Origin of the sequence: Flavobacterium sp. JAS, from assembly GCF_020991455.1 — a bacterium.
Lineage (GTDB): Bacteria > Bacteroidota > Bacteroidia > Flavobacteriales > Flavobacteriaceae > Flavobacterium.
Genome location: NZ_JAJMOX010000002.1, coordinates 150,662 through 166,149 on the forward strand (window position 1 = coordinate 150,662; position 15,488 = coordinate 166,149).

The 15,488-nt window shown below is 34.3% G+C and carries 11 protein-coding genes; 7 read left to right on the forward strand and 4 right to left on the reverse strand.

Features of this window, described 5'->3' with window-relative positions:
• Positions 1-91: 91 nt before the first annotated feature.
• From LPB88_RS02910 to LPB88_RS02925, 4 genes are read right to left on the reverse strand one after another with little or no spacing between them, the layout of a single operon-like run.
• Complete coding sequence (locus LPB88_RS02910) at positions 92-2,215, reverse strand: alpha-L-fucosidase (RefSeq protein ID WP_230712293.1); 2,124 nt, start codon at positions 2,213-2,215, stop codon at positions 92-94.
• Between the two features lie 16 nt (positions 2,216-2,231).
• A complete protein-coding gene (locus LPB88_RS02915) occupies positions 2,232-3,680 on the reverse strand; it encodes an alpha-L-fucosidase (RefSeq protein WP_230712294.1) in 1,449 nt (482 codons plus the stop codon).
• Between the two features lie 41 nt (positions 3,681-3,721).
• Positions 3,722-4,729 carry an isoaspartyl peptidase/L-asparaginase gene (locus LPB88_RS02920; RefSeq protein ID WP_230712295.1) on the reverse strand — a complete coding sequence of 336 codons (1,008 nt, stop codon included), beginning with the start codon at positions 4,727-4,729 and terminating at the stop codon, positions 3,722-3,724.
• A gap of 48 nt (positions 4,730-4,777) precedes the next feature.
• On the reverse strand, positions 4,778-5,680 hold the full coding sequence (locus LPB88_RS02925) for an ROK family protein (RefSeq protein WP_230712296.1): 903 nt from the start codon (positions 5,678-5,680) through the stop codon (positions 4,778-4,780).
• A gap of 482 nt (positions 5,681-6,162) precedes the next feature.
• On the opposite strand from LPB88_RS02925, the gene LPB88_RS02930 reads away from it, so the two are divergent.
• From LPB88_RS02930 to LPB88_RS02960, 7 genes are all read left to right on the forward strand, one after another.
• Positions 6,163-7,029, forward strand: coding sequence for an AraC family transcriptional regulator (locus LPB88_RS02930; RefSeq protein WP_230712297.1), 867 nt, complete (start codon positions 6,163-6,165; stop codon positions 7,027-7,029).
• 577 nt (positions 7,030-7,606) lie between these two features.
• On the forward strand, positions 7,607-7,954 hold the full coding sequence (locus LPB88_RS02935; protein ID WP_230712298.1) for an L-rhamnose mutarotase: 348 nt from the start codon (positions 7,607-7,609) through the stop codon (positions 7,952-7,954).
• The gene (locus tag LPB88_RS02940; RefSeq protein WP_230712299.1) at positions 7,941-8,774 is read left to right on the forward strand and encodes an amidohydrolase; all 834 of its coding nucleotides are present in this window, start codon (positions 7,941-7,943) and stop codon (positions 8,772-8,774) included. Before LPB88_RS02935 ends, LPB88_RS02940 begins: the two co-directional genes overlap by 14 nt.
• Before the next feature lie 59 nt (positions 8,775-8,833).
• Positions 8,834-9,613 (forward strand): SDR family oxidoreductase, encoded by a 780-nt coding sequence (locus LPB88_RS02945; protein WP_230712300.1) that lies wholly within the window; start codon positions 8,834-8,836, stop codon positions 9,611-9,613.
• A 163-nt stretch (positions 9,614-9,776) separates the two neighbouring features.
• Positions 9,777-12,335 carry a beta-galactosidase GalB gene (gene galB / locus LPB88_RS02950; protein WP_230712301.1) on the forward strand — a complete coding sequence of 853 codons (2,559 nt, stop codon included), beginning with the start codon at positions 9,777-9,779 and terminating at the stop codon, positions 12,333-12,335.
• A gap of 21 nt (positions 12,336-12,356) precedes the next feature.
• The gene (locus LPB88_RS02955) at positions 12,357-13,694 is read left to right on the forward strand and encodes an alpha-L-fucosidase (RefSeq protein WP_230712302.1); all 1,338 of its coding nucleotides are present in this window, start codon (positions 12,357-12,359) and stop codon (positions 13,692-13,694) included.
• Positions 13,695-14,286: 592 nt separating this feature from the next.
• The gene (locus tag LPB88_RS02960) at positions 14,287-15,300 is read left to right on the forward strand and encodes a LacI family DNA-binding transcriptional regulator (protein ID WP_230712303.1); all 1,014 of its coding nucleotides are present in this window, start codon (positions 14,287-14,289) and stop codon (positions 15,298-15,300) included.
• The last annotated feature ends 188 nt before the right edge of the window (positions 15,301-15,488 follow it).

A 15,488-nucleotide genomic window follows, 5' to 3' on the forward strand; every position in this document is an offset into this window, starting at 1 on the left:
AAAGATTATAGAGAAAAGACAATAAAAAAAATGCCATTCGCTGCAGCGAATGGCATTTTTTTTATTGTAATCTATCTGAAAAAAGACAGGATTATTTTGTTTTTACCCCAATTTCAGCAACAGAAATATATCTTCCATCCACACTGGTTTTCCCAACAAATTTAAGATATCTGGCTTTCGCCGATGTTCTTAATGTGATGTTTTGCTCAACAGGATTACTTTTTATATTGGCAAATTCACCTTCGGCAACAGTTCTCCAGTTTATACCGTCAGTACTTATTTCCCATTGGTAGTTTTTCACAATTCCGCCCGTTCCGTTATGACGTGGCAAATAGGATAAAGATGTGATTTCCATTTCTTGCCCCATATCAATAACCATGAATTGTGGTAAAGGTGTTAAGGATGTATTATCAGCGGTACTCCAAAAAGTTTCGGCATTTTCATCAATAGCATTTATGGCTTGTTCCTTTTGTTCATTTTCAAAAGAGGCGGTAACTATTTTCCAGTTTTTTTTGTAAAGATTGAAGGATTGAATTGCAGTTTCACCAGATTTCATATCTGTTCCAAAAGATTTGACTCTTAGATCACCTGAGGTTAAAAATGGAAATGGGTTTACATAAATTGGAGATGTTACAGTAGGTTCTGTTCCGTCAATTGTATAGCGAATTTGATTTACAGTTGTTTCGGTAGTGATCGAAATATTTCCGTCTTTGTCTCTTTTAATTTTTGGAATTGGCAATAGTTCTGGCTCGCTAAAAACACCAACATCGCTTAAAGCAATACAAACGGGAGATTCTTTAATAGAAATTCTCAATTTTGAAGTTGTGATATAATTTGGCAAACGTATTAATCGGTTAGCGCCAATACTGGTTGCTTCGCCTACTTTTTTCCATATTCCAGCGATAAAAGCATCAATTTCGATTTTTTCAATGCGCTGGCCTAATTTGATATTTTCTCTTAAACGAATGATATTAAAGGTTTGTTCCTTATGCCATTCTAAAGTTAGGGCCGCTTTTTTTACTTCATCACTGGTTGCCCAGTACGAATAGCGATCATTATCAGTAAGATTTTTAGTTCCGAAAAATATTTGATTTTCACCTCGAACTTCCGAAGCAGTAATCACGGCCGATTGTGCAAGATTATCAGCAAACAGTTTTTTTAAAAAAGCGCCAAAATCTTTCAAAGACTTAACATCATTTTGGTGCAATAAACCCTCTGTATTTGGTGCAATTCCAATATCCATACCAGCGCCTCTTCCAACAGATTTCAAGTAAATTTCAAATAACTCCGAAACTGATTTTACATTATTGTCTTCATTGGCATGATAAAACCAGCCATTTCTAAGAGGTACATCGCATTCAGCCGGTTTCCAGAATTTACCATTTCGTGTTCCGCTCTGAGCTTTATCCGAATCAGTTTCTCCGGGAACAGCTATCGTTTTGCCCGCTATTGGTTCTGGTGTAAAAGTTTCCCAAGAAGTTTCATTTGCAAAACCTCTTTCATTTCCTACCCAGCGTACATCACCATTATCAGCAAAAATAGCAGCTCCGGGTTGTAGTTCGCGAGATATTCCCCAAGTAGTATCCCAGCCGTAATAGGTAGATCGGTCTATATTTCTTTTTTCATTTTTACCACCATAATAACCATCTCCGCCATTTGCACCATCAAACCAGGTAATGAATAGATTGCCATAATTAGAATACAATTCTTTTAACTGATTGCGGTATTTTTCTACATATTCAGGTTTTCCATAATCTTCATTATTTCGATCCCAAGGCGAACAATAAAGACCGAATTTCATTCCGGCCTTGCGCGCAGCAACTTCAAATTCTTTCACCATATCGCCTTTTCCATCACGAAAAGGACTTGCGCTAATGTTGTAAGAAGTTGTTTTGGTTGGCCATAAACAAAATCCGTCATGATGTTTGGCCACAAAAATTACCCCTTTAAAACCGCCATCTTTAGCAGCATTCACAATTTGACTCGCATCAAATTTCGCAGGATTGAAAATTTTAGGATTGGCATCTCCATATCCCCATTCTTTATTCTGAAAAGTCGTTGGCGTAAAATGCACCAAAACATATTGTTCCAATTCCTGCCACTGCAATTGCGGTTCAGTTGGTAAAGCTCCATAAGGAGCTGGTGGACCAATTTTCTGCGCCGTCATTGACAAAAAGATGAAACATCCTAAAATGGTTAATAATTGTTTTTTCATTGTTTATTAGAATGAATTATTTACTTAATTTAATTACCACCGCTTCCTGATTGGCTAGAGAAGTTCTCAGCTCTTGTGGAATGGTAACGATAATTCCGCCGTCTGTTTTTTTACTGGTCAATTTTTGTTTATTGGCTAATAAAGTGACTTTTAAATTGTCTTTTGTGTTGGTTTTGATGATTATTTCGGCAGGCAATTCTTTTTCGTCTTTTGCAGGCATGTAAATTCCGTAAATTGCATTTCCTTTTTGAGTATAACCCACTTTTCCATCTAAATATGGAGCAACAGGTTTAGTGTCATAAATAGCTTCGCCGTTTACAGATAACCATTTCCCTACGTTGGCTAAAGTTGTTTCAATTTTAGGATCAAATTCTCCTTTAGCATCGGGTCCAACTCCCAGTAATAGGTTTCCGCCTTTTACCACAATATTAGTCATTAATTGTATTACTTCTTTAGATGATTTATAGTGATCATTTGGTACCCATCCCCAAGCTCCGCCAAGAGTAATACAACTTTCCCAAGGCACGGCTAAAGGTTTTTCAGGTGTTTTTTGCTCAGGCGTCAAATAATTTTCATATTCGCTGGGAACCCAACGATCTACAACCAACATTCCAGGTTGTTTTTTGCGAGCCGTTTCCGAAATTAATTTCATATTGATATCCATATCATAAGGATATTTGCAAAATTCTTCTACTTTTTTGTTAATGGTAGAAAGCGGTCGTACCCAACATCCGTCAAGCCAAAGAATATCAACTTTTCCGTAATTGGTAGTCAGTTCGTTCAACTGATCTTGTGTGTATTGTACATAACTTTGCCATCTCTCTGGAAATTTTTTGATGTCATAAGTAGGGTTTCTGTCTTTTGGCGGATAATAAGACCACCAAAAGGTTTCTGTACTCCAGTCTGGTTTTGAGTAATAAACACCCACTGCCAATCCTTCTTTTCTTGAAGCATCTAAGACGTCTTTTAATACATCCGCTTTTGGATTTTTAGCATAAGGCAATTCCGGATTGGTAATTTTAAAATCGGTATATTTTGAATCATACATGCAGAATCCATCATGATGTTTAGAGGTGAAAATCATATATTTTGCACCCGCATTTTTGAACATTTTCGCCCATTTTTCAGAATTCAGATTCGTAGGATTCAATTTGTATTTTGTATTTCTATAATCAGTAGCGTATTTATAATAATCGTCGTAACCGTCTCTGGTTACCCAATCCTCCGGAGCCAACCCCCACGATTCTACGGTTCCCAACTGCGTATAAAGTCCCATATGGATTAATACACCAAATTTGTAACCTTGCCATTTTTCAAGATTTGCTTTTACCAATGGATCTTTTGGTGCAACATAGCCAGCTTCTTCTGATTTGTTAGCTTCCATGCTAAAATCACCTTGTGCATGAGCAGAAAACGTAACGATGCAGACAAATGTCGTAAATATTAACTTGAATTTATTTTTCATTTTGGTTTTTTGTTAAGTCCTTTTTTTGCTTTAGTGATCAACTATTTTATATAAAACTCAGGATTAATCAATCTGTTTCCGGTTTGGTCATAAACAGCATAGTTAAAACCGCTCTGAACACAATAAGAACCATAATCGCCTTTTTTATTTAAAGCAATAAATCCAACCTGAATATCTTTTAAATTTTTATTTCTGTTTTTCATCAGTTTCACGACTCTCAAAACAGCTTCTTCACACGCTTTTTGAGGAGATTTCCCTTGACGCATCAATTCAACAACCAAGTGACTTCCTGAGATTCTAATTACTTCTTCACCATGACCAGTTGCGGTTGCGGCTCCAATTTCGTTGTCAACATACAAACCAGCGCCGATTATTGGAGAATCTCCTAAACGTCCGTGCATTTTGAACGCCATTCCACTTGTAGTACAAGCTCCAGAAAGATTTCCATCAGCATCTAAAGCGATCATTCCGATAGTGTCGTGATTTTCGATATTAGCAATTGGTTTATATTCAGAAGTTTTTAACCATTCTTTCCACTCTTTTTCAGAATCAGGAACCAGTAGATTTTCTTTTGGAAAACCTTGTGATAACGCAAATTGAAGCGCTCCATCGCCAACTAACATAACGTGAGGCGTTTTTTCCATCACAGCACGCGCAACAGAAATAGGGTGTTTAATAAATTCAAGACAACCCACAGAACCAATATTTGACATTTCGTCCATGATGCAAGCATCTAATGTTACCCGGCCGTCTCTATCGGGTCTTCCGCCATAACCTACACTTCTTTCTGTTGGATCACCTTCCGGGATTTTTACTCCTGCCTCTACAGCATCTAAGGCACGACCTCCTTTTTTCAATACTTCCCAGGCAGCTTCATTGGCCTTCAGACCAAAATTCCAGGTAGAAAGCACAATAGGTTTTCTTATTTTTCCATCAGAAAGGTTGTCAACATGATCTTCATTCTCTTCTGGTTTCCCAGTGAAAGAACTTAATGCTACAGCAACCGAGGCCATTGCAGTTGTTTTTAGAAAATTTCTACGATTTGTCATATCCTTTTTATTTTAAATCGATTCTTATATTTTTAAACTATTTCATTGTTAAGCCTTGTAAAGTAAGCTGGCAGCTCCTAATAAAGCAGTAGTTTCATTGTCAGTTGAGATTACCAGTTCAATTTCAATTCCTGCATTTTTTACTTTTTCTCTAAAAATATTCAGAAATAAGTCTTCTGCGTTTGATACTTTTCCTCCAATAAACAACATATTAGCATTAAAGCTTTTTAACCACGGAAGTACAATCTCGGCCAGATCTTCTCCAAATTTATGAAAAGCTTGTATTGCTTTTTGATCTCCATCAATTGCCAAAAGGTATAATTCAAGACCGTTGTTCAATTGAATACCGCTTAATTTTTGATAATTAGAAAGTAATCCTCTTAGTGATACAGAATCTTCAGCCATACCATTTTTGTAGGGAAGATTCCAGATTTCACCATTTTCAGGAACATTATTGCCAGTGCTTACAATTTTTCCATTTTCGATAAAACAAGCACCAAGGCCTGTTCCTAAGGTAATTGCCATTACTTTTTTAGGAAGGTTTTTTATGTTTTTGTAAAGTTCACCTTTTCCAAAACTTTTAGCATCATTTTCGAAAACAATAGGGAAGTCCAGATCAAAATCGAAACGCTCTCTTAGTAGATCTTTTATATTCAGTCCATAAAAATTATCGTATTTATCCTGATCTTTAATCCAGCAGGTTCCATTTTCGTAATCAAATGGTCCGGGAACAGCCAAGGCGATTCCGGATAATTTTTCCACTTGAGATTTCCCCCATAAAGTACGAATAGCATTTTCCCAATAATCCATTACCTCTTTACAAGGTAAATTAGAATCGAAAGAAACCTTAAAAAAGGAGTTTTCAAAAACTTTCATCTCACTTAGATCAACAATTGCGGTCGTAATATGCGAACCTCCAACATCCATTGCTATTGCAAATCTTTTTTCCATCTTTTTATTATTTATCCTTTTATTATTTTTTATGTTGTAGCCTAATTATGATTGTAGCTAAAAGAATATGTTTTATTTATTAAACTAATGTTATTTGTTTTATCGTTTTTACTTTTGATGTTAAAAGTATGTGTTTTTGTTTAATTGCTAAATCGTATTAGTAATTTAATATCGACCACTCTGTTTTGAGTAAAAAAGGATGATTTTTAGTCTTTATAGCTGTTTTTTGCTCAATTATAGACGATTTTTTGCTTTTTAAGGATAAAAATTCTAATGTTTTGGTAGTTCAGTCATTAGCAAATAAATGACTTATTTCCCACTTTTTTTAGCTATTTTGATCTTAATAAAACGATTTAGTTCCCTGCTAAACATTTTTTGTTATTTTTGTTTTTTTAGGAAATATAAAATTATATTTAAATCAATTTAGTAATTACTTCAATTTTATCATTATTTAATTATTAATTATCATTAGTATTCTTAAAATGAAAATTGTAAAAACAAATATCGCTTCTTACACGAATACATCACTGTCTATATTTTCTCGTGAAGAATCTTTCTTTCAATCTCCTTTTCATTCGCATCCGGAATTTGAGTTGGTTTATATTTTAGAGAGTCATGGAAAACGAATTATCGGAAATTCAGTCGAATCGTTTGAGGCTGGTGATATGGTTTTTCTTGGAGATAATATTCCGCATGTTTGGCTTAATGATGAAATTTTTTACAAAGGAATTAATAGTTTAAAAGCTAAGGCGATGGTGATTTATTTTAGCAGAGATCTTTTTGGAAACTCGTTTTTTGAGTTACCGGAAGCTCAGGAGGTTAAAAAATTTCTTGCTCAGGCCGTAAAAGGAGTGTCGATTAGCGGGCAGACAAACGCATTGGTTTCGAAAAAAATGGAAAAATTGCTCAAAAAGAAAGGTTTTGAAGTTATCATGGGACTCATTGAAATTTTGTTTCTTTTGTCGAAAAGCAAAGACCTGAGGTATATTAATGATGACTCGTATGTCTCAGTTAGTGAGGATAATAAAAACGACCGACTTGCTGAGGTTTTTCAATATGTGAAGTCGAATTATAAAGAGGAAATATCGCTTGATGAAATCTCTAAAATTGCGAATCTGACACCTACATCTTTTTGTAGAATGTTTAAAGCTAAAACCAAAAAACCTTTTGTAGAATATCTCAATGAAATCAGAGTGTCAAATGCTTGTAAGTATCTTATTGAAACTGATTTGGGTATTTCGGAAATTGCCTATGAATGTGGCTATAAAACAGCTTCAAACTTCAATAAGCTGTTCAAAAAATTAATGGGAACAACTCCTAAAGAATATAGAAAAAAAGCTATAGTGTAAACTTTGTGCTTCTTTTTTGCAAATTAATATTTGCTGTGACTACCAATATTTAGTGCCTGGCGGTATATTTCGATTCTTGATTGGGATATATCACTAATATTATTAATAGTATAAAAGCTGTGATTTGGAACTTTTTTTTATTGAATCTGTTTTATTTCTTATAAATTACAGCTAAGTTTTTTAGAGTCTTTATTCTATAAATTAGATTTATTTTTTATAATTGATTAAAATAATACTAAAATAGCTACTTATTTTGTTATTTTTTGTGAAATTATATGTAAAGATAATAAATGCTTAATTAATGATAATTTTGAACTAAAATAAAACGTAATAATGCAATAATTTTATTTTTTTAAGATTGTATTAAAAAAGTGTACTCGTCAACATAAAACGATTTAGTAAAAGTGCCTGTTTTAATTAAAGTTAAGAGGTATTGAGTTCTTAATAATGAGGTATTATATAAAAGCAGAAAACGAAAAGATATCAATAGTTTCATCTGAGTCTTTAGTTTGAATTGTTTTTTAATTGATAATCAATAGTTTTAGGTTTTTAAATCTAAAACTTTAAATAAAATAATATGGTAACTCAAAAATATTGTCTTGCATTAGATTTGAATGAAGACCCAATATTAATGGCTGAGTACAAGAAATATCATGAAAAGATTTGGCCGGAAATCACAGAAAGTATTACCAATTCGGGGATTGAAAATCTTGATATTTATTGTATTGGTAATAGAATGTTTATGATTATCGAGGCCAATGAAACTTTTACTTTTCAAAGAAAAGGAGAGATGGATGCTAATAATCTAGTGGTTCAGAAATGGGAAGAACTGATGTGGAAATATCAAAAAGCGCTTCCTTGGGCAAAAGAGGGTGAAAAATGGATGCTGATGGATAAAATATTTGATTTACATGAAAATAGATAGCCATCAACATTTTTGGAAATATCATCCTGTAAAAGATGCCTGGATCAATGAAGAAATGAAAGTGATCAAACGAGATTTTTTGCCCTCGGATTTAGAACCATTATTATTAGAAAATCATTTTGAAGGATGTGTAGCTGTTCAGGCGGATCAGAGTGAAGATGAAACTCACTTTCTTTTGGATTTAGCCAAAGACAATAATTTCATCAAAGGTATTGTAGGTTGGGTTGATTTGTGTGCTGAAAATATCGAAGATCGTTTGGAATATTATAACAAATATGAAAAGCTAAAAGGATTCAGACATATCATTCAGGCAGAAGCGGGTATTGATTTTATGTTGATGGAAAATTTTCAGAACGGAATTTCAAAATTAGGAAAATACAATTTCACGTATGATATTTTGGTTTTTCCAAAACATTTAGAGAATGTAGCAAAACTAGTGGCAAAATTTCCGGAACAAAAATTTGTTATAGATCATTTGGCGAAACCGGATTTCAAAAATAAGGATTTCAGCGAGTGGGAAAGAGGGATTAGAACCATTGCACAATATCCTAACGTCATGTGTAAGGTTTCCGGTTTAGCCACCGAAGCCGACTGGAATAATTGGACAGCTACTGATTTTACCTATTGTTTAGATGTGGTTACTGAGGTATTTGGAATTGATCGACTAATGTTTGGCAGTGATTGGCCAGTGAGTTTACTCGCAGCATCTTATGCCGAATCATGTGAGATTGTAGAGCAGTATTTTTCGAAATTTTTAAAAGTAGATCAAGATAAATTCTGGAGTAAAAATGCAAGTAATTTTTATCATTTAAAAGAGTAATTATTAAACTCATCTGTGTTTTAGAAAAAAAATAACTATCCAACTTAAATAGAGAGCAAATGAATCTTAACCTTAATGACAAAATAATTATCGTAACCGGTGGAGCAAAAGGAATAGGACTTGGGATCTGTAAAGTTTTGGCCTCTGAAGGAGCAATTCCTGTGATTGTAGGAAGAGCTGATGCCGATAATCAAATTGCAATTAAAGAAATAGAAGCTGAAGGAGGAAAAGCATTATCAGTCGTGGCCGAATTGACTAATCCAGAGGCTTGCAAAATTGCCGTAAATCAAGTAATTGAGCTTTGTGGTCGTATAGATGGATTAATCAATAATGCGGGTGTCAATGATGGTGTTGGACTAGAAAGTGGGGATTACGAAAAATTTATGGCATCGATTCATAAAAATTTAGTTCATTATTATTTAATGGCCCAATATGCTTTGCCTGAGTTGAAAAAAACAAAAGGTGCAATTGTAAATATTGGTTCAAAAACTGCCGATACCGGACAAGGAAACACTTCGGCTTATGCAGCTTCAAACGGTGGACGTAATGCTTTAACCCGCGAATGGGCTGTTGAATTATTGAAATACGGAATACGTGTAAATTCGGTTATAGTGGCAGAATGTTACACGCCATTATATGATGTCTGGATTAAAACACTCGAAAATCCAGAGCAAAAATTAAAAGAAATCACGGCCAGAATTCCGTTCGAAAATAGAATGACAACTGCAGAGGAAATCGCCAATATGGCTGTCTTTTTATTGTCTGACAAATCAAGTCATACAACAGGTCAGTTGATTTATGTAGATGGAGGATATACACATTTAGACCGTTCCCTGTAGTTAAACAGAAGCTGAAATTCAGAATCATGATGTTCAAAATAACCAAGGAACAAATTAAAATAGTAATAAATAGAGATGAATATTGAATAAAAGATAATTGACCGCAATGCCGTTCGTTTTGCGAACAGAACCAAACCAAACCAAACCAGAATAATTACATAAGATGAACCAGAATAAAAAGATATTTTCACTGAACAATAGACTTGTTTTACTATTCTTCTTTTTGATGATTGGACTATCTGCATTTTCGCAGAATACGGCCATAGTGAGAATGGGCTCGACCGATACTCAGTCATTTGATGATAATTGGCTTTTTTCAAGATACGGATCTCAGGCTGATGGATTGGTTAAAGAAGAGCCGAAAAACTTAGAAGCTGTTTCTATAAGTGAAGCCAATTGGGAAAAATTAAATTTACCACATGATTGGGCTATCAAAGGGCCTTTTAGAATTGAATTAAGAGGAGAAACCGGGAAATTACCATGGAAAGGAATAGGTTGGTACCGCAAACATTTTACTGTTCCCGCTTCAGACTCTGGCAAAGAGATTTTTGTTGATTTTGATGGTGCTATGGCCAATGCCAAAATTTATTTGAATGGAAATTATGTGGGAACCTGGCCTTATGGTTACAATTCTTTCCGAATGAATTTGACTCCATTTTTAAAATTTGGACAGGAAAATATTTTAGCCGTTCGTTTAGATACTGAAAACTGGGATTCTCGTTGGTATCCCGGAGCAGGAATCTATCGCCATGTTTGGTTGGTAAAAACCAATTCGGTACATGTTGGGCATTGGGGAACTTATGTAACAACTCCAAATGTTACCAAAGAAACAGCTAATATCAGAGTATTGGTAAAAGTTGACAATGCAACAAATAAAAACGTAAAAGCAGTTGTTACAACCGACTTATACGAAATGGACATCAATAACACGCCCAAAGTAAAAGTAGGTTCCTTAATTCCTTCAACTATTGAAATCAAAGCCAACGGAACGGAAGAAGCAGAAACACATTCGGTTTTAAACAATCCTAAATTATGGGATTTAAAAACGCCAAATCGTTATGTGGCGCAAACTAAAGTTAGTGTTGACGGAAAAGTAGTGGATACTTATAACACTCCTTTTGGTGTTCGAACTATCGAATTTACACCAAGAAACGGATTTCTTTTAAACGGAAAAAGAGTCGAAATCTTCGGGACTTGTAACCATCATGATTTAGGTGCTTTAGGAGCTGCTATCAATACTTCGGCATTGAAAAGGCAATTGGTGATGCTAAAAGAAATGGGGTGTAATTCTTTGCGTACTTCTCATAATCCTCCTGCTCCGGAATTGTTAGAATTGGCAGATAAAATGGGATTCCTGGTTTGGGATGAAGCTTTCGACGCATGGAAAATTGGTAAGAAAAAATTAGATTACAACGTGATTTTTGATGAGTGGCATGAAAAAGATTTAGCAGCATTAGTACATAGAGACAGAAATAATCCTTCGGTATTTATTTGGTCCATTGGGAATGAAGTTCCAGATCAGCAAAACGTAAAACTGACCAAAGAATTGGCATATATTATGCGTCGGGAAGATCCAACACGCCCAGTTTCAAATGGATATAATGATCCAGATGGAGGAAGAGGCTCTGGAGCGGCCGTTGCACTGGATATTATGGGAGTGAATTACTTTTTCGACCAACAGCCAAAATGGGATGTTGATCCAAGATATGCAAATAAACCAACACTTGGCAGTGAAACAGCTTCAACTGTAAGTTCTCGAGGAGAATATTTCTTTGACGATAAATACAACAAAATGTCTTGGCAAATTTCGTCTTACGATGATGCATTCCCGGGATGGGGTTGTTCGCCTGATACGCAATTTCGTACCAATGCAAAGTATCCGCATTTATTAGGAGAATATGTTTGGACAGGTTTTGACTATTTAGGAGAACCAACACCTTACAATTCAGATGAAACAAACTTATTGAATTTTAGAACTGATCCTTCAAAACAAGCAGAATTAGAAGCGAAATTGGCAGAATTGCAAAAAAGTAATCCACCATCAAGAAGTAGTTATTTCGGAATTATCGATTTGGCTGGTTTCCCCAAAGACCGCTATTATATTTACAAATCACATTGGAGACCAGATGTTCCAACAGCTCATATTTTGCCACATTGGAATTGGAGCGAACGTGTTGGGAAAATAGTTCCGGTACACGTTTACACTTCGGGAGATGAGGGAGAGTTGTTTCTTAACGGAAAAAGTCTCGGAAGAAAGAAAATGACAGCAGGAAAAGATTTCCGTTTGACTTGGGATGATGTGATTTATACTCCCGGCGAACTAAAAGTTGTCTGTTACAAAAATGGTAAAAATTGGGCGACTGATATTGTTAAAACTACTGGAACGGCAACAAAATTAAAAATGTCAGCAGATAGAACAGAAGCCCTTGCAGACGATGTTGATTTGGTTTTTGTAACGGTTGATGTTACTGATTCTAATGGTTTGATGGTTCCTCGTGCAAACCCATTAGTTAAATTTTCGATTGAAGGTGCTGGAGAAATCGTAGCAACTGATAATGGAGATGCAACGAGTTTTGTGCCTTTTCAAAGTGCCGAAAGACCTGCTTATAACGGAAAAGTTTTAGTAATAGTTAAAGCGAAAAAAGGAGAAAAAGGACAATTTACGGTAAAAGCGCAAAGTGAAGGATTACAATCGGCAGCAACGACGATCAGAATAAAATAATAAATATTAAAAAAAACAGAAATGATTAAGAAAATAATTTTAGCAGCTTTAGTCGTTGGAACTACTATCACAGGTTTTGCGCAGAACAAAATTGCTGCAAAAGATATCGCTGAAAAAATGAAATGGTTTGAAGATGCTAAATTAGGAATCTTCATTCATGCGGGAATTTATTCAGTTGCTGATGTTTCTGAATCCTGGAGTTTTCACAACGGAAAAATTTCTGTTGAGGATTATATGAAACAACAAAAAAGCTATACTTTGAGTAAATATGATCCTGCTGCTTGGGCAGATATGATCAAAGATTCAGGGGCAAAATATGCGGTAATTACAACAAAACATCATGATGGTGTGGCGATGTATGATACCAAATTAGGAAAATTGAGTTCGGTAAAAACCTGTGCAGCTAAAAAAGATATGGTGAAACCCTTTTTTGAAGAATTGCGTAAAAGAGATATTAAATGTGGCGCTTATTTTTCCTTAATCGACTGGACACACAATGATTATCCCGGTTTTTTGAAAGATAAATCACGTTATGATATCAAAAAAGAACCAGCTCGTTGGGAACGTTTCCAAAAGTTTTACCAAGGACAAATCAAAGAAATTTCAGATTGGTATAATCCGGATTTGTGGTGGTTCGATGGGGATTGGGAGCATAGTGCAGAGGAATGGCAAGCCGAAAAAACACGTAAGATATTGTTAGACAGAAACCCAAATACAATTATCAACGGACGTTTGCAAGGATATGGAGATTATGATACTCCTGAACAAAATTTTCCTGTGGTGCGTCCTGCGTTCAAATGGTGGGAGTTATGTATGACGATGAACGAAAACTGGGGATATCGTGTGAGTGATACGAATTGGAAAACACCTTATGAAATCATCACAATTTTTGTGGATGCGGTTTCAAACGGAGGAAATTTATTATTAGACATAGGACCTAAACCTGACGGAACATATCCTGAAACCGTTGTTTCTACCCTGAAAGAGCTTGGTGATTGGAACAGAAGAAACGGTGAAGGGATTTTTGGAACTATTCCGGGAATTCCATTGGGACATTTCTATGGGCCAACTACACTTTCTAAAGATTCAAAAACGCTTTATTTATTTGTTCATGGAAAAACTTCCGGAGAACTGATGCTAAAAGGGCTTGATAATAAAATTACGGATATTACTGTTTTGGGATCAAATACAAAGCTGACTCATAAAGTAGTTGGGAAGATTTCCTGGAGTGCTGTTCCGGGACTAGTTTACATTAATTTACCAGAGAATGTTGCAGATAAATATGTGACTTGTATTAAAGTTACATTAGACGCGCCAATTAAATTATACAGAGGCCAGGGTGGTTTTCTGACTAACTAATTGAGCTTAAAAATATCATTTTAAAGTCTTTATTCTGATACGTTATTTTAAAAACTAAAGAAAAACTAAAGAAAAATTAGATAAATAATTAGTCAGCTTTTGTTTTTTTTTGTTGCGAAAAAAATAATTGTAAAAAAACAATTACATTTTTCAAAATTGATAAAAAAACGTGTAATAGAAGTGAAAATGATTTGTCTAATGAGTTTCAAAATAAAGAAAAAATAAGAAATGATTCTTGATGGAAATTTTGAAACGAAACGGAAAGATAATTTATTAGATAAATTTTAGTTAACATATATTTATGTTAAACTTATGGTAGTTTTTAAGGTTTTTGAGTGTCTTTTTTTACGATTTTAATTTTTCTCAAATTTAGAGCTGTTTTTGCTGTTTGACAGAAAAACATTACTCATTTATTTGGGGCTATCTATTTTGTTTACAGACTATTGTGTGGAAATTTTGCGTTATTATTTTTAACTGTTAAAAATAATAATTGTTGCTAAAAAAAACACTAAAACGTTTTTGTAAATCGTTTTATTAAATATATATTTGTCAATAACAAATTAACTTAATTTTAAGATTATATTAACTTTTAATGAAAAAAAAGATCACTATTAAAGATATCGCCAAAGCAGCAAATGTATCGGTTACTACCGTTTCGTTTGTTTTGAATGATAAAGGGGAGAAGATGGGGATCAGTAAAGAAGTGATCAAGAAAGTTTTCAAGGTTACTGAAGAAATGAAGTTCAAACTTAATATGATCGCGAGTAGTTTGAGGACTGGTAAAACAAGATCTATAGGGCTTATTGTTGAAGATATTTCAAATCATTTTTTTGCTGATTTGGCAAGAGTAATTGAGAGAGAGGCAATAGGTTTAAATTATAGAGTATTTTATTGTAGTACTGGCGGAAATGATGATCGGGCGGTTGAGTTAGTTAATAGTTTATTACAGGCTAATGTTGATGGTTTTATTATAACGCCTACTGAGAATATGAAAACAACTATCGATCGATTGTTAGAGCTTCAATGTCCGGTTGTTTTACTTGATAGGTATTTTGAAGGACAAGAAGTGAGCCATGTAGTTCTGGATAATTTTGAAGCAGCACAAAGGGCTACTAATTATTTTTTGGAAAAAGGATTCAAAAAAATTGCATTCGTGACAAATGCCTCGCAGTTGATTCAGATGGATTTGAGAAAACAAGGATACATTAGTTTGTTGAAAGAAAAAGGGCTGTATGATGAGACTAAAATTCTTGATTTGGAATATAAAATCAGTGAAGAGCAACGAATAGAAAAGATCTCTGAATTCTTGAGCAGTAATGCAGAAATTGACGCTGTTTTGTTTGGAGCAAATTATTTATTGCTTGCAGGCTTGCAGTCATTTAGAAGATTAGGGCTAAAAATTCCTAGTGATAAAGCAGTAATTAGTTTTGATGATCATGACAGTTTTAGGTTGCATTCTCCTTCTATAACTGTTTTATCTCAGCCAATTGAAGAGATAGGAAAAAAAACTGTACTGTTATTGATGAAGCAAATGAATGACGGGACTAACTATAAAATTGAGAAAGAAAAGAAAAAAGGCAGTCTAACTATAAGAGAATCAGTATAGGAATTTTATTCCTTTTTTTTCAAACAAAACACTAAAACGATATAGTTGAATTTTAAAATACCCCAGAGAATTAAACAAATTATTAAATAAATAAAAAAGCTTATGATGTAAAAGAAATAGAGAGATGTTAAACGGGAAACTTAACTATTACCGAATCCTTGATAAGGGAAATTAGGTAATAAAAAATA